Source organism: Achromobacter sp. 413638 (assembly GCF_043119405.1).
Taxonomy (GTDB): domain Bacteria; phylum Pseudomonadota; class Gammaproteobacteria; order Burkholderiales; family Burkholderiaceae_B; genus Achromobacter.
Map to the genome: position 1 here is coordinate 61,042 of NZ_JBICCO010000024.1, position 18,566 is coordinate 79,607.

An 18,566-nucleotide genomic window follows, 5' to 3' on the forward strand; every position below is an offset into this window, starting at 1 on the left:
GTGCTAGAACGTGATTACTTGTAGGAACGCAGTATGCGGTCGGCTTCGCGCTGGGCGTCCGTCAGCGCCTGCTGCGGCGCCTTCGAGCCGGTCAGCACGGCCTGCAGCGCGTCGTTCAGCACCTTGGTCACGCGCTGGTTCTCGTGGGTCGAGAATTCGGCCACGCTGACTTCCAGCTGGTCGCGCGCCACGGCGGCGGCCGGCACTTCCTGCGCATACTTCTTCATCTTTTCGGTCTGCCAGGCGGCGGGCGTCACGGCCACGTAGCCGGTGGCGATGCTCCAGTCGGCGGCGCGCTCGGGCGTGGTGACCCATTGCGCGAACTTCAGCGCGGCCTGCTGCTGCTCGGGCGTGCCGCTCTTGAAGATGTAGAAGTTGCCGCCGCCGGTCGGGCTGCCGCCGCGCTTTTGCTGCGGCATCATGGCCACGCCGAACGGGAAGTCGGCATTCTTGCGGATGTTGGTCAGGTTGCCGGTGGTGGTCCAGACCATGGCGGCCTTCTTTTCCAGGAAGTCCTTGGGCGTGGTGCCCCAGTCGATCGTGCCGCTGGGCATGATCTTGTGCTTGGCGGCCAGGTCGCGCCAGTATTGCGCGGCCTCGACCACGGCGGGCTTGTCCAGGTAGACCTCGTTGCCGGCCTCGTTCATCAGGATTGCGCCGTTAGGCGTGGTCAGGGCCTGGAACAGCCAGTAGGCGAAGGCGCCGCCCGACGGGATCTCGATGCCCCATTGCGTGGTGTTGCCCGAGGCGTCCTGCTTGGTCAGCTTCTTGCCGTATTCGACCAGTTCTGCCCAGGTGGCGGGCGCGCGCTCCGGATCCAGGCCGGCGGCCTTGAACAGGTCCTTGTTGTAGTACATCACGATGGTCGAGCGCTGGAACGGCACGCCCCAGGTATGCCCGCCGCTGCGGCTATTCTGCATGAAGGCGTCGTAGAAGCCGCCCAGCCACTTCTTGTCGGCATCGCTCTTGGCCAGCGAGTCGATCGGCACGATGGCGTCTTCGTCGATCAGCGTGAACATGTCGGTCGATAGCAGCACGGCCAGCTGCGGCGGCGTGCCGCCCTTCAGCGCGGTCAAGGCCTTGGCGATCGAGTCCTGGTACGAGCCCGCGTAGATCGGCTTGATCTTGATGTTGGGGTTTTCCTTCTGGAAGTCCGTCACCATGTCGTCGACGATCTTGGTGATCGGGCCGCCCACGGCCACCGGGTAGTAGAACTCCACTTCCACCGGCTTCTGCTGGGCCTGCGCCGGCAGCGACAGGCAGGCGGCGGCCAGGCTGGCGGCCAGGGTCTTGAGTACGATGCGTCGCATGTCGTGTTTCCTTTCCTGAGGTGGGCGCTTCAGCGCCCGGCGGTGTTGATGGCCGCCGAATCGGCGGCGAAGAAATGCTGTTGTTCGTCGGGCCAGGACAGGCGCAGCGTCTCGCCGGCGCGGGCGCGCATGTGCCCGCCCACGCGCACGGCCACGCCGCTGGTGTCGCCCATGCGGCAGACCACGATGGAGTCGGCGCCGAAGAACTCCACGCTTTCCACGGTGGCCTCGCGGCCCTCGCCGTCGATGCGGATATGTTCGGGGCGCACGCCCAGCTTGACCGCGCCGGCGGGCGCGCCGGTCACGGCCGGGCCCTGCGCGCCGGCGATCATGGTCGCGCCTTGCAGCGCGGCCAGGCCGATCAAGTTCATGGGCGGCGTGCCGATGAAGCGCGCGGCGAATTCGCTTGCCGGGCGCGCGTACAGGCCGTCAGGCGTGTCGTGCTGCTCGATCTGGCCGCCGCGCAGCAGCACCACCTGGTCGGCCATGCTCATGGCCTCGGTCTGGTCGTGCGTCACGTACACCATGGTGATGCCCAGGTCCTGCTGCAGCGCGCGGATCTCGCGGCGCATGTCATGGCGCAGCTGGGCGTCCAGGTTGGACAGCGGTTCGTCCATCAGGCAGACCGGCGCTTCGGAAATCACGGCGCGGCCCAGCGCCACGCGCTGCTGCTGGCCGCCGGACAGTTGCGAGGGCTTGCGGTCCAGCAGGTGGCCCAGGCCCAGCAGGCCGGCCACGCGCTGCAGGCGGCGTTCGTAGTCGCGCGCCGGCTCCTTGCGCACCTTCAGGCCGAACAGGATGTTCTCGCGCACCGACAGGTGCGGGAACAGCGCATAGGACTGGAACACCATGGAGATGCGGCGCTTGGCCGGCGGCAGCTGCGTGACGTCGCGGTCGCCGATGTGGATGGTGCCGGACGTGGGCGTGTCCAGTCCGGCGATCATGCGCAGCGTGGTGGACTTGCCGCAGCCCGACGGGCCCAGCAGCACCGTGAAGCTGCCGGCCGGAACCGTGAAACTCACGCCGTGAATGGCGGCGGCGCCGTTGTATTGCTTGGTCAGCTTATCCAGGACGATGGATGACATGCTTTCTCGTAGATCTATCGGGTCGTTGCGTGTGGTGGAGCCGCATTGTCGCCGCTGATGAAATCCTTTTCATTGTGCGGCGCAAACATGACGGGTGTATGGCAGCCCTGTGTTTTTAATCCGGATGCGGCCTCAGGCGAAGGGGTAAGGACCGGGGTATTCCCCAATCACCGCGTGGTGCGTGACCAGCCGGCCGTCGTTCCACCAGTGCAGTTGGTAGCCCGGCGGTTCCATGATGTATTGCAGCGTCGGCCGCGGGCCCAGTTCCAGCGCCAGCTGGTGCGCGGTGCCCGGACAGGTCGAGGCGATGGTGCCGCCGAAGCGCTGGAAGATGGTGCGGTGCAGGTGGCCGCAGAGCACGCGCTCGACGTTGGGATGGCGCGACACGATGCGCTCCAGCTCGGGCGCGCCGGCCAACAGGCCGATGGCGTCCATGTGCTCGATGCCGGTCAGGAACGGCGGATGGTGCATCAGCACCAGCGTGGGCCGGCCCGGCTGCTGCGCCAGCTGTTGCTCCAGCCAGGCCAGGCGCTCGCCGCAGAGTTCGCCGTGGCTCTTCATCGGCACCACGGTGTCCAGCGCCAGCAGGCGCAGCGGATAGGTGTCGACCGAGTACTGGATGAACGGGCTCTCGCCTTGCAGGTAGGCGTGGTCGGGGAACGCGGCGCGCAGGCCTGCGCGGTCGTCGTGATTGCCGGGCAGCAGGAAATACGGCATTTCCAGCGCCTGCAGCTGCGCGCGCAGCTGCGCGTATTCATGCGGGCGGCCCAGGTCGGTCAGGTCGCCGGTGATGAGCACGCAATCGGGGCGCGGCGACAGCGCGTTGAGCGCGCGCACGGCCGGGCCGAGGAACGCGGCGGGGTCGATGATGCCGTAGGCCTTGTCGCCCGGCGTGCGCATGTGCAGGTCTGTGATTTGTGCGATGAGCATGAAGAATCCGTGGGGTGTGAGGGCGGCGCGCGCGTTCAGCGCCGCACCGCCGCCGCCGTTCCGCCCACCACGATGCAGTGCGGCAGGCGGTTCGATTGCGCAGGCTGGCCGTGGATCTGCGCCAGCAGGTTGGAACAGGCCGCCTGGCCGATGCCGTCGCTGGGCTGCGCCACCGTGGTCAGCGGCGGCGTGAGCAAGGCGCCGAATCGCATGCCGTCGAAGCCGCAGACCGAGATGTCGGCGGGCACCGACAGGCCCAGCCCGACCAGGTCGGCGATGACTGCGGTGGCCAGCAAGTCGTTGGAGCAGAACAGCGCGGTGGGCGCCTGCTTGCCGCGCAGCGCGGCCTTGAGCGCCTCGACGTCGCTGCCGGTGTGCGAGCTCATGCTGATGTGCTGGACGGCGTCCAGGCCCAGTTTCTTGGCGCAGGCGCGCGCGCCGACAAGGCGTCGCCGCGCGCGGTCGGAGGCCGTCAGCGGGCCGGTCACCAGCGCGATGCGCTTGTGGCCCAGCTGGGCCAGGTGGGTGACCATGTCGCAGGCCGCGGCGCGGTTGTCGACCGAGGCATAGGGATGGGAGGCCGATTCGTTGTAGACCAGCACGTAGGGCATGCCGGCGCTGTCCAGATCGTCCAGCGTGGCGCTCTTGGCCACGTCGGCCACCGTCAGGATCAGGCCGTCGACCTGATGGTCCATCAGGCCCTGCACGGCCGCCGATTCCACGGCGGGGTCGTAGCCGGTGGCGGTCAGCATGACGCTGTAGCCGGATTCGCGCGCGCGCCGCTCGGCGCCCTCGAAGCACTCGGCGAACACCGGGTTCGACAGCGTGGGCAGGATCAGGCCGATGGTGCGGGTGCTGCCCGAGCGCAGGCTGCGACCCACGCGGTTGGGGCGAAAGCCCGCGCGCTTGGCGATGCTGCGGATATGGGCCAGCGTGTCCGGATGCACGATCTCGGGCTGGTTGAACGCGCGCGAAACCGTCGCCGGCGAGACGCCTGCCTTGCGGGCCACTTCGATGATGGAAAAGCGGGGCGACGGACGCGCGGCCATGTCTCTGTGTTTTGCTTATATGCTGAAAACGATTTCATCTTACAAGACAAATATGACCTTTGTGTTGCACGGGTTTGCGCTATGCTGGCAGCAACGCAACAACACGAAGCCAACATGCGCGAGCATGACGCGAGTCATGAAAATCACCGGGGTTTTTCGGTAGTTTTCCTAATTGACGCGTCGCATGAATTGGCAGGTCCGCGCACGCGGGCCACGGTCAAGGGGACCGGGTGCGGAAGTCAGTACCGCGCAGGGCGCGGCACCGGGAACGAGGAAAGCAAATGTCCATTGCCTTGAACAGACTTGGCGCGCTTGACGCGGCGCGCAAGCTGCAACGGCGCGAATTGACCGCGGTGCAATTGGTGCGCGCCTGCTTCGCGCGCATCGAACAACGCGAAAACACCATCCATGCCTGGACCGCGCTGCAGAAGCAGGCGGCGCTGGAGCATGCCGAGCAGCTCGACAAGGGCCCGCTGCGCGGTCCGCTGCATGGCCTGCCCATCGGCGTGAAAGACCTGTTCGACACCGTCGACCTGCCCACGCGCTACGGCTCGCCCATCTACGAACGCCATCATCCCGGCCTGGATGCCGCCGCGGTGGCGTTGTGCCGAGGCGCCGGCGCGGTCGTGGTCGGCAAGACCGTCACCACCGAATTCGCCACCTACACGGCCGGCCCCACGCGCAACCCGCGCAACGAGGCCCATACGCCCGGCGGTTCGTCCAGCGGCTCGGCCGCGGCGGTGGCCGACGACATGGTGCCTTTCGCGCTGGGCTCGCAGACCGCCGGCTCCATCATCCGTCCGGCCTCGTACTGCGGCATCGTCGGCTTCAAGCCCACTTTCGGCGCGATTCCGCGCGCCGGCGTCAAAAGCCTGGCGGAATCGCTGGACACCGTGGGCGGCTTCGCCCGTTCGGTGCCGGACATCGCCCTGTTCGCGTCGGTGCTGATGCGCGATCCGCGCATGCTGGACCTGAACTACGACGCCAAGCCGCGCATCGGCATGTACCGCAGCCTGCAATGGCGTCACGCGCAGGCCGAGACCAAGGAAGCCTATGCGCAGGCCGCCGCCATCCTGGCGCGGGCCGGCGCCCAGGTCGAGGAAGTGCCGCAGCCGCCGGCCGGCGACTGCATGCTGGTGCAGCTGCATGCCGACATCATGGCCTACGAGGCCTCGCAATCGCTGGCCTACGAACGCCTGGAGCACGCCGCGCAGCTCAGCGCCAAGATCCAGTCCGTGCTCGAAGCCGGCGCGCGCATCACGGCCGAGGAACATCAACGCAACCTGGCGCGCGCCGCCGAGGTGCGCGCGCGGGTGGACCTGTGGTTCGACCGCTACGACGTGCTGCTCACGCCCAGCGCCAGCGGCGAGGCGCCCTTCGCCGACCTGGGCACGGGCGATCCGCAGTTCTCGCGCGGCTGGACGCTGTTCGGCCTGCCCTGCCTGAACCTGCCCTTCGCCACAGGGCCGCAAGGGCTGCCGGTGGGCTTGCAGGTGGTCGGCCCGCGTCACGCGGACCATCGCACGCTGGCCATCTCCGCCTGGATGCACGAACGGCTGCTGGCCGCGCAGGCGCCGGACATCGGCGCATCGGACATCTGGCCGCGCGGTTGAGTTCGCGGCGCGATGCAAGAGCCCCCGCAAGGGGGCTTTTGCATCTTGGAATAGTCCAAGCGAACGAGGCCCCCCCGCGGCGCGCACTGCGCGCTTGCTGCTTCCCGGAGGCAGGCTCTTGTCATCTTGGAGCGGCCCGACCATGAAAAAAGCCCGCAACAGCCTGTTTGGCTGCTGCGGGCTGCTTCGTCTCCCTCGCGCCCGGCGCTGGTGCGCGCGGCGGGCGGTCGACGGCGCATGTGGCGCGCCGCCGCGGACGTTTCATGCCTGGGCGCGGATCACGCGGCCTCGGCGGTTTCTTGTTCGGTGGCGTCGGCGCCGGCGTTGATGTGGCGGTTGACGGCGCTCAGCACGGCCTGGAACGAGGCGGTGACGATGTCGCGGTCAATGCCTACGCCAAAGCCCGTGCCGGAATCGCCCACGCGCAGTTCGACGTAGGACGCGGCGCGGGTGTCGGTGCCGGTGCCGATGGCGTGCTCGTGGTAGTCCATGATGCGCACCGGCACGCCCAGCGCGGCCACGAAGGCCGAGATGGCGCCGTCGCCCTTGCCCGTCACGACACGGCGTTCGCCGTTGTATTCGAGTTCGGCCTCGATGCTGAAGTGCTGGCCTTCGCCGGCCGACGGATTGCCGTCGATGCGATGGCGCACCAGCTTCCACGGCGACTTCTGTTCGAGGTATTCGCGGTTGAAGATGGTGTGCACATCGTCGGCCGTGACTTCGCGGCCGGTTTCGTCGGTGACGCGCTGGATGGCGCGGCTGAATTCGATCTGCAGGCGGCGCGGCAACACCAGGCCGTGTTCCTGTTCGAGCAGATAGGACACGCCGCCCTTGCCCGACTGGCTGTTCACGCGGATCACCGCGTCGTAGCTGCGGCCGAGGTCGGCCGGGTCGATCGGCAGGTACGGCACTTCCCAGACGGCGTCCGGCTTCTGCTGCGCGAAGCCCTTCTTGATGGCGTCCTGGTGCGAGCCGGAGAAGGCGGTGAACACGAGGTCGCCGGCATAGGGATGGCGCGGGTGCACGGGGAGCTGGTTGCAGTACTCGGCGCAGCGGCGCACTTCGTCGATGTCCGAGAAGTCCAGGCCGGGATGCACGCCTTGCGTGTAGAGGTTCAAGGCCAGCGTCACCAGGTCGACGTTGCCGGTGCGCTCGCCGCTGCCGAACAGGCAGCCTTCGATGCGGTCGGCGCCGGCCATGACGGCGAATTCGGCGGCGGCCACGGCGGTGCCGCGGTCATTGTGCGGGTGCACGCTGAGCACGATGCTGTCGCGGCGGGCCAGGTTCTTGTGCATCCACTCGATCTGGTCGGCGTACAGGTTGGGCGTGGTGGCCTCGATGGTGGCGGGCAGGTTCAGCACCATCTTGCAGTCGGGCGTGGGCTGCCAGACGTCGGCGACGGCGTTGGACACCTCCAGCGCGAACTCGGGTTCGGTGGTGCTGAAGACTTCAGGCGAATACTGGTAGCGCCACTGCGTTTCCGGATGCTGGGCCACGTATTGCTTGACCAGGCGCGTGCCAGTGGTGGCGATGTTCTTGATTTCGTCGCGGCTCATGTTGAACACGACCTTGCGGAACGCCGGGGCGCAGGCGTTGTACAAGTGGACGATGGCCTGCCTGGCGCCGGCGGCGGCTTCGACCGTGCGGCTGATCAGGTCTTCGCGCGACTGCGTCAGCACGATGATGGTCACGTCTTCGGGAATGCGCTTCTCGTCGATGAGCTTGCGCACGAAATCGAAGTCGGTCTGGGAGGCGGACGGGAAACCGACTTCGATTTCCTTGAAGCCGATCTTCACCAGCTGCTCGAAGAAGCGGAGCTTGCGCTCGACGCTCATCGGTTCGATCAGGGCCTGGTTGCCGTCGCGCAGGTCGGTGCTCATCCAGATGGGCGGCTGCGTGATGCGGCGGCTGGGCCAGGTGCGCTCGGCATAGTCGCTGGCGAAGGGCTTGAACGGTACGTACTTGGTGGCGGGGTTGGCAAGCATCATCTCTACACCTCGATCGGTTTCTTTTGAATCCCGGGGACGGGGTCCCGCAAGCGGCGCGCGCCCGGATGACGGTCTGGCGCCTGGATTTGCCGTGGATATGCCCGGAAACTACTGGCCAGGCCGGCAGGATTCAGTCTTGAAAACAGGAAAAGAAAGGGGAATACGCGTGTGGCGAGCGTGTGGCTGCCGAGCTACCACGAGGCACTAGGCCCGGCAACCGATCGGTAGGTATAGCGATAGCGCGGCGAAGGAGGCAACGCTGAGGAAGGAAGCGCGCAGGCCGGCGACCGGAGCGTCGTAGCGTCCGGTGGCAATCGCGAGGGGGTTGCGGTTAGCGGCCATAGGGATGCTAGTCAAACATACTTTTTGTGCAAGCGCAAATGAAAAAGCCGGGGACGTATCTGTCTTACGGTGGCGCCTCAGGGTATTCCCTGGTTCTTTCGACAGGCCGGCAGGCGCGGCGCGAGCCACGCGTTTCGCGGTGGCGCGGGGCTCGCGCAGCCGGACGCGCAACAGCATGAGCGCGCTCCGGCTCAGGCGCTTACTGCGTCTGCATATGGCCGTTCTTGACCACTTCGCCCAGGCGCTTGCGCTCGTTGGCGGCGAACTCGGCGAAGCTGGCGCGCGAACCGCCGCCCGGCTCGATGCTGCTCTGGCGCAACGCATCCTGCACTTCACGCGTCTGCAACGACTGCTCGACCGCCGCGTTCATCTTGTCGAGCACGTCCGCCGGCGTGCCGGTCGGCGCGTACAGGCCGGCCCAGTGGCCGATGCGCACCGTGCCGAAGCCGGCCTCGGCCGTGGTCGGAATGTCCGGCGCGCTGGCCATGCGCTTGTCCCAGGTGGTGGCCAGCGCCTTGAGCTTGCCGCTCTGGACCAGCGGCAGCGTCACGATGCTGGCCTCGGAGGTGGCGTCGACCTGGTTGCCGATCACCGCGCTCACGCCTTCCGAGCCGCTCTTGTAGGCGATGGGCTCTACCGGCAGGCCGCTGGCTTCCTTCAGCATTTCGGCCACGAAATGCGGCGTGCTGCCGTTGCCGGCGGTGGAAAAGGTGATGCGATCGGTCTTGGCCTGTTTGGCGCGCGCCACGAAATCCTTCAGGTCCTTGGCGGGGTTGGACGGGTGGGTCACGATCACCGAGGGCGTGATCGACAGCAGCGCCACGGGCGTCAGCGCCTCGTCCTTGTACGGCTGGTCGGAACGGATCAGGCTGTTGGTGACGGTGCCGTTGCTGCCGACCAGGTAGGTGTAGCCGTCGGCCGGACTGCGCGCCACGTGGGCCGCGCCGATCACGCCGCCGGCGCCGGGACGGTTCTCGACGATGACGGGCTGGTTCAGCGCGGCGCCGACCGCCTTGGCGATGATGCGGGCGACCAGATCATTGGCGCCGCCGGCGGTGAACGGGGCGACGAAGGTGATGGGCTTGTCGGGCCAGGCGGCCCGCGCCGGCGCGCTGAATGAGAGGGCGGCCGAGCAGGCCAGCGCCATGCTGGCGGCGAACCGGACGGAAGTACGGAACATGGAAAGCGGACTCCAGGAGGTCGGCCGCGCGGTCGCCGCGGCGGGGCCGCCGGCGCATGGTGTCGGTATGACGCGCGGCCCGCGGTTGCGCGAGCGTGGCAGGCCAGTATAGGAGCGGCTTGCTGGCAGCGCACTGAAATGCAAAAGCCGCCTGGACGGCGGCTTCTGGCGGGTTGCGCGGAAGGGTGTCGCTTATCGGGCGGGGCCGATGCGCGGCTCGACGTAGCGGTCGGCGCGCGGTTCGCGGCGCGGTGCGTCGTCGTCGCGGGAGCCGGCGCGGGGCTTGCCGCCGCCTTCCAGGATCTCGGCCTGACGCGCCACCATGTCGATCTTGGCGATGCGGCTGTGGCGGATTTCAGACAGCGAGCGGCGCAGGTCGCCCACGGTGAAGGGTTCTTCGCGGTCGCCCCAGGTCCAGCGCAGCACGCCCAGCGATTCGTCGGACAGCTGCGGCGCCAGTTCGGCCAGCACCTCGGTCTGCACCGGCGTGGCGCGGCCGGAGGCCAGGCTGGCGCTCAGCCAGGCGCGCAGCGCGAAGAAGACGATGAGGCTCCAGATGCCGACCCCGACCCACCACAGGTAGGGGCTGAACTTCTGCACCATGTCCATCGTGGGCTGGCCCAGCGAGTGCAGGAATTCGAAGCTCACGCGCTTGCCCGCGTCCAGTATCCAGTTGGCGACGAAATACCAGATGATGAGGGCGACGGCGATCACGATCGCGCGCAGGAGGAGTCTGGGAAGCGCAAGTTTGAGCAGGGTCTGGCCGATCAGGCGGCTATCCTGGCGAACGCGCTCGGGCGAAGTCTGATTCATCATGCAAAATATTGTACCTATGACCCGTCCGATTTTAGAACTGCGTCCCGGTCAGCATCTGACGCTGACCCCACAGCTGCAGCAATCGATCCGATTGTTGCAGTTGTCCACGCTCGAGCTGGAAGCCGAGATCTCGCAGGTGCTGGCGGACAACCCGCTGCTCGAGCGCGACGACGAACCCGTGGCGCCCGAGGCGCAGGCAGAGTCCGAACGCGAGTCCTCGGTGCAGGACGACGAGCCGGCGGCCGAGCGCGACGCGCCCATCGAGGAAATGCCCGGCTCCGGCGGGGTCTACCCAGACGAGGACGGCGGCCCGCCCGAGGCCGCCATGCCGGACACGCTGCGCGAGCACCTGCTGGGCCAGCTGATGCTGACCCGGGCGGCGCCGCGCGACGCCGCATTGGCCGCCCTGCTGATCGACGAGCTGGACGAGAACGGCTACCTGGGCTCGCCGCTGGAGGAAATCCTGGGCTGGCTGCCGGCCGAGCTGGAGCCGGATATCGACGAGCTGAAGGCGGCGCTGTCGCTGCTGCAGTCCTTCGATCCACCCGGCATCGGCGCGCGGGACATGGCGGAATGCCTGCTGTTGCAATTGCGCCACCCGGACATCACGCGCCTGCCCGAGGCGGCCGACCCGGCGGCGCTGGCCTGCGCCCGCGAGATCTGCGCCCGTCACCTGCCGCTGCTGGCCACCGGCAATGTCGCCCGTCTGTGCGCGGCGGCGGGGTGCGACGAAACCCGGTTCCGCGCCGCGCACGCCCTGATCCTGCGCCTGGAGCCGCGTCCGGGACGCGCCTGGACCGTGCCGGCCGCCGACTACGCCGTGCCGGACGTGATCGTGCGCAAAACCCGGCGCGGCTGGCAGGTCACGCTCAACAGCGCCGCCGTGCCGCGCCTGCAGATCAACGGCCTGTACGCGCAGATGCTGGGCAATCAGAAGGAATCGGCCCACGCCGGTCTGCAGGCCCAGCTGCAGCAGGCCAAGTGGATGATCCGCAACGTCGAGCAGCGCTTCGACACCATCCTGCGGGTGTCCCAGGCCATCGTCGAACGCCAGACGGCCTTTTTCAGCCAGGGGCCGGCGGCCATGCGACCGCTGATCCTGAAGGACATCGCGGGCGAACTGGGCCTGCACGAATCCACGATTTCACGGGCCACGACGCAGAAGTACATGCTCACCCCGTTTGGCACGCTGGAGCTCAAGCGCTTCTTCGGGGCGGGGGTGTCGACCGACGGCGGCGACGCCACCTCGGCCACGGCGGTGCAGACCCATATCCGCCAGATGGTGGCGGATGAGAATCGCGCCAAGCCCTTGTCCGACAGCCAGATCATGGAAAAGCTGGCCGACCAGGGCATCGTGATCGCCCGGCGCACGGTGGCCAAATACCGCGAGGCGCTGCGCATCGCGCCGGCGGCGCTGCGCAAGGCGCAGGCCTCGGTTCGCTGAAATCAGGGACGAATGACTGTAAATTCGTCCCTGATTTCAAACACTTGCGTGACATCTCGGTTGCAATTTTTTTTGCGCAAGCCGCTTGCCAGTTCGAGAATAATTTTCGATAATTATTCTCATGTACATTTGTGTATGCAACGCGATCACCGAACGCCAAGTCCGCGCCAGCGTGGACGCGGGCGCTACCACGCTGGCCGACCTGCAGTTCGAGCTGGGCGTGGCGACCTGTTGCGGCTGTTGCGCAGCCACCGCCACGGAATACCTGCCCGGCGGTCGTTGCTCCAGCGTCTGCGACGTGCGCTCGATCGCCGTTCCGGTCAATCCTCCCGCCGCCCTGGCTGAACAGCCCAGCGCGCCGGCGGCCAATACCTATCCGGTCATCCAGGTCGCGGTAGCCTGACCCCGTTCCTGATCCAACGAAGCCACGGCGCCTGCCGTGGCTTTTGTTTTTGTGCGGATGGGTCGGCGTGGGTTTTCGCGCCTTTGTCTGCGCGGTTCCTTCCACACACAGGCGGCCTGTGTCCTTTCCACGCCTGGCGGCTTGCGGCCGTTGGGCCGTCCGGCGGAGCCGTTCCCGTTCAGGATGAGGGCTGGCGCTACTGCGCTGCGCAGAACGCCTGCACCGTCTGCGCCACCTGGCGCGCCGGCTCGCGCGCCGCGCGGCCCAGGCAGAGCGCGAGCTCGGTGGGCGGCGCCGGCGGCAGATGCGTGTCCACGATGCGCAGGTTGGGCGCCAGACAGCGGCGCTCCAGCAGCGCCACGCCCAGGCCGCCGGCCAGCGCCGCCTGCAGGCCGAGCAGGTTGGGGCTTTCATAGGCGATGCGCCAGCGCCGGCCCGCCGCTTCCAGCGCGTGGATGGCGCGGTTGCGGTAGATGCAGCCTTGCGGAAACGCCACCAGCGGCACGGGCTCGACATCGGGCAGCGGCAAGGCGCTGGCGGCGATCCAATGCAGGTGCTCCGGCCACGCGGCCAGGGCCGCGCCCGTGTCCATTCCGGCGCCGGGCTCGCGCTTGAGCAGCGCCACATCCAGATCGCCGCGCTCCAGGCTGCGCGTCAGCGCGGCGCTGAGATCGCAGCGCACTGACAGGCGCAGCGTCGGCCGTTCGCGCACGTAGGCCGCCAGGAGCGCGGTCAAGGCCTCGGGCGCGAAATCGTCCGGGATGCCCAGGCGCACCACGTCCACGCGCTGGCGGCCGCTGACAGCCTCGCGCACCTCGGTGGACAGCGCCAGCATGCGGCGGGCATAGCCCAGCAGCCGCTCGCCGTCTTCGGTCAGCTGGACCTGGCGGCCGTCGCGGATGAACAGCGCGCACTCCAGCGCCTCTTCCAACTTGCGGATCTGCTGGCTGACGGTGGACTGGCTGCGGTGCACGCGTTCGCCGGCGCGCGTGAAGCCGCCGGCGTCGACGACGGAAACGAAGCTGTGCAGTAGATCGAGATCGAGCATGGCGGGGCCTGGAAAGCAGTCGTGCAGCCTGGACAGGCGGTGGGCTTATCCATTCGATTATCGAATACTTTCAATCTGAATAAAGCATTTGTCAATGGATGGGGCGGCGCGCAGAATGGCCGCCAGCCTGTCGCCAAAGCGGCGGCGCCCTCTCTCCGGGACTCGCATGAAAACCCCCTCGCTCGCCGTCGCATCTCCCGCCCGCACCGATTCTCCAGCCGCTGTCGCCTGGTTGCCCATCGCCGCGTTTTGCCTGTTGTGGAGTTCGGCGTTCGCCGCCGCCAAGATCGCGGTGCGCGACTGTCCGCCGATGACCCTGCTGGCGTTTCGTTTCCTGATCGCCGGCGCGCTGATGCTGGGCGTGGCCGCGGCCAGCGGCCGCTGGCGCTGGCCGAGCCGGCGCGACGTCGCCGCGCTGGCGCTGCTGGGCCTGCTGAACAACGCCCTGTATCTGGGTTTGAGCTGGTCGGGCATGACGCGGGTGTCATCCGCGTTCACCGCGGTGCTGATCAGCACCAATCCGCTGCTGATCGGCGTGCTGGCCGGGCCGGTGCTGGGCGAGCGGTTGAGCTGGCGCAAGCTGCTGGGCCTGCTGCTGGGGCTGGCCGGCGTGGCCGTGGTGCTGCGTTCGCGGTTGAGCGGCATGCAGGAAGACGCGCACGGCACCTTGCTCGTGGTTGGCGGACTGATCGCGCTGGTGGCGGGCACGCTGCTGTACAAGCGCCTGAAGCCGTCCGCGGACTTGTGGATGGCCACCGGCATCCAGTCGCTGGCCGGCGCGGCCGCGATGATGCCGATCGCGCTGGTCGTCGATGACCTGGGCGCGGCGCGCATGACGGCCAGTCTGTTCTGGAGCATGGCCTACATGATCATGGCCGTGTCGATTGGCGGTTATTACTTGTGGTTCATGATTCTTGGCCGCGCCAGCGCCACCGCCGCCAGCGCGCTGCACTTCCTGATGCCGCCGCTGGGCTTGCTGTTCGGCTGGCTGGTGTTGAGCGAGCCGGTGTCGTGGCTGGACCTGCTGGGCATCGTGCCGATCGCATTCGGCATCTGGCTGGCCACGCGGCGCGCCGATTGAGTCCGCGATATCCATCGAGTCGATGCGTGATGGTGGCGCGCGCGCTCATGCGGTCGTAGATATGCAACAGCGCGGAGCACGCGTCGCACGCGGGTTTTTCAGCGAGGCGGCGTGCGATCCGCGCTGCGCTTGACGTGCATCAAGGCGCACAATCGGGCGGTATGGCCGCTTCCAGGCCGCATGAAGTCTGCGTAGTGCGTGCAAGGCATCGCTCACGCAAACTCATTCTCATTATCCTGTCGCTTTCATGTTGCGCTTGCAAAGCCGTTTACCAAATGCAGAGCAAGGCTAGGCGCGGCCCCGCGCCGGATGTTAGTCTGCCGGGGTTGCGTACGCGCGGCATCGCGCGTCTTCCTGTCGCGATGTGCTCGCATCGCGCCTGACTGCAAGGAGTCTCATCATGAAAGGCGATAAAACCGTCATCCAGCATCTCAACAAGCAGCTGACCAACGAGCTGACGGCCATCAACCAGTATTTCCTGCATGCGCGCATGCTGAACCACTGGGGCTTCGACAAGCTGGGCAAGCACGAATACGAAGAGTCGATCGGCGAGATGAAGCATGCCGATCGCCTGATCGCGCGCATCTTCATGCTCGACGGCCTGCCCAACCTGCAGGACCTGCACAAGCTGCTGATCGGCGAAGACGTGCCGGAACTGCTGGCCTGTGACCTCAAGCTGGAGCAAGGCGCGCAAGCCACGGTCAAGGAAGCCATCGCGTATTGCGAATCGGTGCGCGACTATGTGTCGCGCGATCTGTTCCAGGACATCCTGGACGACACCGAAGAGCACATCGACTATCTGGAAACCCAGATCGACCTGATCGACAAGGTCGGCCTGCAGAACTACCTGCAGAGCCAGATGTCGGTGCCGGAATAACGGTTGCCGGCCTGGCGGCGGTCACAGGATCGCCGGCCAAGACAAAGGCGCCCCGAGGGGCGCCTTTGTCTTGGTACGCGGCCAGAGTGCCGCGTCGATAGCGTTGCGATCGCGTTACTGCGGACGGGCCGGGCATTCGGCCATCGTGCCCCAGGCGCGGTTCGGCGCACAGTACTTGTTGCGCGCGGCCCAGGAACACGAGGGGCGCTCGAAGAAGCCCTGCGTGGCGCAATGCGCCAGCTCGCGCTTGAGCGCGTCCTGCCAGCCGGGAGCACCGGGCGCCTGGGCGGTGTTCGGGGGCGGCGGCGCGGGCATCATCTGGCCGGAGCCGTAGCCGCCGGCCTGGACCTGGCCCTGCCCCGCGCCGCCGTTGACGGCGGTCGAGGTGCCAGGCGCCTGCAGATCCAGCGTGCTGACGTCGGACGTGCCCGTGGGCAGCGGCACCTGCTGCGAGGCCGCGGCGATTTCGCGCGCCTGGTCGGCCGAGATGCGCTCGCGCGACAGCTTGACGTTGGGATCGCTGACGGAATCGAACAGCGACACGGTGTTGATGGCCCACTCGCGGTCGGCCGGCTTGTCGGGCACGCCCAGCGTGCCGTCGATGCGCGGCTGCGGTGGCTGCGCCACATAGGGACGCCCGTTGGCGTCCAGCACCGGTTGCTGGCCGTCGGCCCCATCCTGGCCGGGCGCGGGCGCGGCGACCGGGGCATGCGCCACCAGCCAGTCGCCAAGTTGAATTCCGCCCCAGGCCGACGCGCCCAGCGCGACCAGCAGCGTTGCGAACAAAAAACGCCAAGACATTGCTAAACCTCTTCTGCCGTGCGGAACCCGGACGGGTCTACGCCTTGTCTCCGAAAACCTTGCCGCCGTGCTCGCGCATGGCGTGGAATTTCACATCCGGATACAGTTCCTCGGCCACGCGCAGCTGCGCGGGCGAACCGATCAAAAACGCCGCCGCATCGACCACATCATAGGCGATATGGGCAGCATTGGCATCCATGAACTTGCGCAGCGCCTTGGGGTTGTCGGACGTGATCCAGCGCGCCATCGTGTAGCGCGAAGGCAGCATGCGGGCGTCCACGCCGTACTCGGTCTTGAGCCGGTGCGCCACCACTTCGAACTGCAGCTGGCCGACCGCGCCCAGCAGCAGCGAGCCGCCGGCCGCCTCGGGACGGAACACCTGGATGGCGCCTTCCTCGCCCAGCTGCGTGAGGCCGGTGCGCAATTGCTTGGTGCGCAGCGGATCCTTCACTTCGACCGCCTGGAACAGCTCGGGCGCGAAGAACGGCAGCCCGGTGAACTGCAGGGTTTCGCCTTCGGTCAGCACGTCGCCGAGTTGCAGCACGCCGTGGTTGGGGATGCCGATGACGTCGCCGGCATAAGCCTCGTCCAGCAGCTCGCGCCGCTGCGACAGGAACGACACCACGTTGTTGGGCCGCATTTCCTTGTTGGTGCGCGCCACCTTCAGGCGCATGCCGCGCTCGAAGCGGCCGGAGCTCACGCGCACGAAGGCGACGCGGTCGCGGTGCGCGGGGTCCATGTTGGCCTGCACCTTGAACACCACGCCGGTGAACTTGGGTTCCTCGGGCTGCACCTCGCGCTGCAGCGCGGTGCGCGGGCCGGGCGGCGGGGCCTGCTCGACCAGCGCGTCCAGCACTTCCTGCACGCCGAAGTTGTTGATGGCCGAGCCGAAGAACACCGGGGTCTGCTTGCCGGCCAGGAACTGCGCGCGGTCGAAGGCGGGCGCGGCTTCGTTGATCAGCTCGATCTCGCCGCTGGCCTGTTCGAAGGCCGAGCCGAAGCGGCGGCCGATCTCGGGATTGGACAGGCCCTCGATGAAGTCGTCGTTGTCAGAGCGGCGCTCCTGGCCGGCGCGGAACACGCGCATGCGGTCGCGGCGGATGTCGAACACGCCGCCGAAGGCCTTGCCCATGCCCACCGGCCACGAGAACGGCACCGCATCCATGCCCAGGTGCCCTTCGATCTCGGACAGCAGCTCGAGCGGCTCGCGCACTTCGCGGTCCATCTTGTTGATGAAGGTGATGATGGGCGTGTTGCGCGCGCGGCAGACCTGCAGCAGCCGGATGGTCTGCGGCTCCACGCCGTTGGCGGCGTCGATCACCATGAGCGCGGCGTCCACGGCGGTCAGCACGCGATAGGTGTCTTCCGAGAAGTCCTGGTGGCCCGGGGTGTCGAGCAGGTTGATGACGCAGTCGCGGTATTCCATCTGCATCACCGACGAGGCCACCGAGATGCCGCGCTGCTTTTCGATTTCCATCCAGTCGGAGGACGCGTGGCGCGAGGCCTTGCGGGCCTTGACGCTGCCGGCGATCTGGATCGCGCCCGCGAACAGCAGCAGCTTTTCGGTCAGCGTGGTCTTGCCCGCGTCGGGGTGGGAAATGATGGCGAACGTCCGGCGTCGCGCGACTTCTTGTTGAATGCTCATGATCGGTGGAATATTCTGGCGCCGTGTTTCAGGTCCGGCGCGGTCCTGCTGCGTGCAAAAAAGCGCGGGGCTCGCGCCGGGAAGGCAGCGAGCCCCGCTCGGTCGGGTTCAGGAATGGCGGCGGAACGAGGCGAGGAACACGCCTGCCAGGATGAACAGCGACCCGAAGGTCCGGTTCATCCAGCGGATGTGCTTGGCGTCGCGCAGCAGACGCAGCACGCGGGCCGCCAGCAGCGTGTACACGCCCATCGCCACCAAGTCGGTGAAGGCCAGCGTGCCGGCCAGCGCCGCGTACTGCGCCACCATCGGCAGCGCCGGATCGACGAACTGCGGCACCACGGCCAGCAGGAACACCGTGCCCTTGGGATTCATGGTGTTGATCAGGAAGCCGCGCATGACCAACTCGCGGATCGACGCCTGCCTGGGATCGCCGGCGTCGACCGCGACCGGCGCGGCGTCGGTGCGGATCTGGCGCACGCCCAGGTAGATCAGGTAGGCCACGCCCAGGTACTTGACCACGTTGAAGGCCATCTCCGAGGTGGCCAGCACCGCGCCCAGGCCGACGGCGACGACCACGAACTGGAACAGGATGCCCATGATCAGGCCGGCCGTGTTCCAGTAGCCGCGCGCGAAGCCGTACTTCAGCCCGGAGGACATGGCCGAGATCGCGCCCGCGCCGGGCGAGAACGAAATGGCCCAGGAGGCCAGGAAAAACGTCAACCAGGTCGATAAGGGCATGATGCGCGCGGGTCCGTGGGTCGCTGTCTGGGTGGGGGCTATCCGCAGATATTACTTGCTTAGCAGCGCGGCCCGCGGCGAGCCGCCGGGACGGCCGCCGTTGCCCGCCGGGCGCGCGGCGCCCTCGGGACGGCGGTGGTTCTGCGGTTGCTGCGGGCGGCCTTCGTTGCGGCCGGCGTGGGCCGGACGGTCGGACGGCTTGCGCTCGCCATCGCG

16 protein-coding genes are annotated in these 18,566 nt (G+C 67.7%); 5 read left to right on the forward strand and 11 right to left on the reverse strand.

Annotated features, from left to right (window positions below; translation table 11 throughout):
• Window positions 1-14: 14 nt before the first annotated feature.
• The 4 genes from ACEU5R_RS12295 to ACEU5R_RS12310 all read right to left on the reverse strand — a co-directional run bounded on the left by ACEU5R_RS12295 (window position 15) and on the right by ACEU5R_RS12310 (window position 4,374).
• A complete protein-coding gene (locus tag ACEU5R_RS12295) occupies window positions 15-1,310 on the reverse strand; it encodes an ABC transporter substrate-binding protein (protein ID WP_103271939.1) in 1,296 nt (431 codons plus the stop codon).
• Window positions 1,311-1,339: 29 nt separating this feature from the next.
• Window positions 1,340-2,395, reverse strand: a complete 1,056-nt coding sequence (locus tag ACEU5R_RS12300; protein WP_103271940.1) for an ABC transporter ATP-binding protein — start codon at window positions 2,393-2,395, stop codon at window positions 1,340-1,342.
• A 132-nt stretch (window positions 2,396-2,527) separates the two neighbouring features.
• Window positions 2,528-3,325 (reverse strand): phosphodiesterase, encoded by a 798-nt coding sequence (locus ACEU5R_RS12305; RefSeq protein ID WP_103271941.1) that lies wholly within the window; start codon window positions 3,323-3,325, stop codon window positions 2,528-2,530.
• 35 nt (window positions 3,326-3,360) lie between these two features.
• On the reverse strand, window positions 3,361-4,374 hold the full coding sequence (locus ACEU5R_RS12310; RefSeq protein ID WP_103271942.1) for a LacI family DNA-binding transcriptional regulator: 1,014 nt from the start codon (window positions 4,372-4,374) through the stop codon (window positions 3,361-3,363).
• Window positions 4,375-4,655: 281 nt separating this feature from the next.
• Between ACEU5R_RS12310 and ACEU5R_RS12315 the strand changes: the two genes are divergently transcribed.
• Entirely contained in the window at window positions 4,656-5,987 is a 1,332-nt protein-coding gene (locus tag ACEU5R_RS12315) for an amidase (protein ID WP_392410422.1), read from the forward strand.
• Between the two features lie 278 nt (window positions 5,988-6,265).
• Here ACEU5R_RS12315 and leuA read toward each other — a convergent pair whose 3' ends face one another.
• From leuA to ACEU5R_RS12330, 3 genes are all read right to left on the reverse strand, one after another.
• Window positions 6,266-7,975 carry a 2-isopropylmalate synthase gene (gene leuA / locus ACEU5R_RS12320; RefSeq protein WP_392410424.1) on the reverse strand — a complete coding sequence of 570 codons (1,710 nt, stop codon included), beginning with the start codon at window positions 7,973-7,975 and terminating at the stop codon, window positions 6,266-6,268.
• Between the two features lie 541 nt (window positions 7,976-8,516).
• Complete coding sequence (locus tag ACEU5R_RS12325) at window positions 8,517-9,497, reverse strand: Bug family tripartite tricarboxylate transporter substrate binding protein (RefSeq protein WP_392410425.1); 981 nt, start codon at window positions 9,495-9,497, stop codon at window positions 8,517-8,519.
• A 192-nt stretch (window positions 9,498-9,689) separates the two neighbouring features.
• Window positions 9,690-10,313 (reverse strand): hypothetical protein, encoded by a 624-nt coding sequence (locus ACEU5R_RS12330; RefSeq protein WP_103271946.1) that lies wholly within the window; start codon window positions 10,311-10,313, stop codon window positions 9,690-9,692.
• On the opposite strand from ACEU5R_RS12330, the gene rpoN reads away from it, so the two are divergent.
• Together rpoN and ACEU5R_RS12340 are read left to right on the forward strand one after the other, a co-directional pair.
• Complete coding sequence (gene rpoN, locus ACEU5R_RS12335) at window positions 10,312-11,757, forward strand: RNA polymerase factor sigma-54 (protein ID WP_392410426.1); 1,446 nt, start codon at window positions 10,312-10,314, stop codon at window positions 11,755-11,757. The two genes, ACEU5R_RS12330 and rpoN, sit on opposite strands and share 2 nt — an antisense overlap.
• Window positions 11,758-11,878: 121 nt before the next feature.
• A complete protein-coding gene (locus tag ACEU5R_RS12340) occupies window positions 11,879-12,160 on the forward strand; it encodes a bacterioferritin-associated ferredoxin (protein WP_103271948.1) in 282 nt (93 codons plus the stop codon).
• A 196-nt stretch (window positions 12,161-12,356) separates the two neighbouring features.
• On the opposite strand, the gene ACEU5R_RS12345 is transcribed toward ACEU5R_RS12340, so the two are convergent.
• Window positions 12,357-13,208 carry a LysR substrate-binding domain-containing protein gene (locus ACEU5R_RS12345; RefSeq protein ID WP_392410427.1) on the reverse strand — a complete coding sequence of 284 codons (852 nt, stop codon included), beginning with the start codon at window positions 13,206-13,208 and terminating at the stop codon, window positions 12,357-12,359.
• 166 nt (window positions 13,209-13,374) lie between these two features.
• Here ACEU5R_RS12345 and ACEU5R_RS12350 point away from each other — a divergent pair, with 166 nt between their 5' ends.
• Entirely contained in the window at window positions 13,375-14,289 is a 915-nt protein-coding gene (locus ACEU5R_RS12350; RefSeq protein ID WP_392410428.1) for a DMT family transporter, read from the forward strand.
• A gap of 400 nt (window positions 14,290-14,689) precedes the next feature.
• On the forward strand, window positions 14,690-15,166 hold the full coding sequence (gene bfr / locus ACEU5R_RS12355; protein WP_103271951.1) for a bacterioferritin: 477 nt from the start codon (window positions 14,690-14,692) through the stop codon (window positions 15,164-15,166).
• 114 nt (window positions 15,167-15,280) lie between these two features.
• On the opposite strand, the gene ACEU5R_RS12360 is transcribed toward bfr, so the two are convergent.
• The 3 genes from ACEU5R_RS12360 to ACEU5R_RS12370 all read right to left on the reverse strand — a co-directional run bounded on the left by ACEU5R_RS12360 (window position 15,281) and on the right by ACEU5R_RS12370 (window position 18,350).
• The gene (locus ACEU5R_RS12360; RefSeq protein WP_103271952.1) at window positions 15,281-15,967 is read right to left on the reverse strand and encodes a hypothetical protein; all 687 of its coding nucleotides are present in this window, start codon (window positions 15,965-15,967) and stop codon (window positions 15,281-15,283) included.
• Between the two features lie 37 nt (window positions 15,968-16,004).
• On the reverse strand, window positions 16,005-17,612 hold the full coding sequence (locus ACEU5R_RS12365; protein WP_103271953.1) for a peptide chain release factor 3: 1,608 nt from the start codon (window positions 17,610-17,612) through the stop codon (window positions 16,005-16,007).
• A gap of 108 nt (window positions 17,613-17,720) precedes the next feature.
• Window positions 17,721-18,350, reverse strand: coding sequence for a LysE family translocator (locus ACEU5R_RS12370; protein ID WP_103271954.1), 630 nt, complete (start codon window positions 18,348-18,350; stop codon window positions 17,721-17,723).
• Window positions 18,351-18,566 lie beyond the last annotated feature (216 nt).

Coding starts and splice junctions, on each gene's coding strand:
- ACEU5R_RS12360 (WP_103271952.1), bottom strand. CDS start 15,967: ATGTCTTGGCGTTTTTTGTTCGCAACGCTGCTGGTCGCGCTGGGCGCG.
- ACEU5R_RS12315 (WP_392410422.1), top strand. CDS start 4,656: ATGTCCATTGCCTTGAACAGACTTGGCGCGCTTGACGCGGCGCGCAAG.
- ACEU5R_RS12330 (WP_103271946.1), bottom strand. CDS start 10,313: ATGATGAATCAGACTTCGCCCGAGCGCGTTCGCCAGGATAGCCGCCTG.
- ACEU5R_RS12350 (WP_392410428.1), top strand. CDS start 13,375: ATGAAAACCCCCTCGCTCGCCGTCGCATCTCCCGCCCGCACCGATTCT.
- ACEU5R_RS12295 (WP_103271939.1), bottom strand. CDS start 1,310: ATGCGACGCATCGTACTCAAGACCCTGGCCGCCAGCCTGGCCGCCGCC.
- bfr (WP_103271951.1), top strand. CDS start 14,690: ATGAAAGGCGATAAAACCGTCATCCAGCATCTCAACAAGCAGCTGACC.
- rpoN (WP_392410426.1), top strand. CDS start 10,312: ATGCAAAATATTGTACCTATGACCCGTCCGATTTTAGAACTGCGTCCC.
- ACEU5R_RS12305 (WP_103271941.1), bottom strand. CDS start 3,325: ATGCTCATCGCACAAATCACAGACCTGCACATGCGCACGCCGGGCGAC.
- ACEU5R_RS12345 (WP_392410427.1), bottom strand. CDS start 13,208: ATGCTCGATCTCGATCTACTGCACAGCTTCGTTTCCGTCGTCGACGCC.
- leuA (WP_392410424.1), bottom strand. CDS start 7,975: ATGATGCTTGCCAACCCCGCCACCAAGTACGTACCGTTCAAGCCCTTC.
- ACEU5R_RS12365 (WP_103271953.1), bottom strand. CDS start 17,612: ATGAGCATTCAACAAGAAGTCGCGCGACGCCGGACGTTCGCCATCATT.
- ACEU5R_RS12340 (WP_103271948.1), top strand. CDS start 11,879: ATGTACATTTGTGTATGCAACGCGATCACCGAACGCCAAGTCCGCGCC.
- ACEU5R_RS12300 (WP_103271940.1), bottom strand. CDS start 2,395: ATGTCATCCATCGTCCTGGATAAGCTGACCAAGCAATACAACGGCGCC.
- ACEU5R_RS12370 (WP_103271954.1), bottom strand. CDS start 18,350: ATGCCCTTATCGACCTGGTTGACGTTTTTCCTGGCCTCCTGGGCCATT.
- ACEU5R_RS12325 (WP_392410425.1), bottom strand. CDS start 9,497: ATGTTCCGTACTTCCGTCCGGTTCGCCGCCAGCATGGCGCTGGCCTGC.
- ACEU5R_RS12310 (WP_103271942.1), bottom strand. CDS start 4,374: ATGGCCGCGCGTCCGTCGCCCCGCTTTTCCATCATCGAAGTGGCCCGC.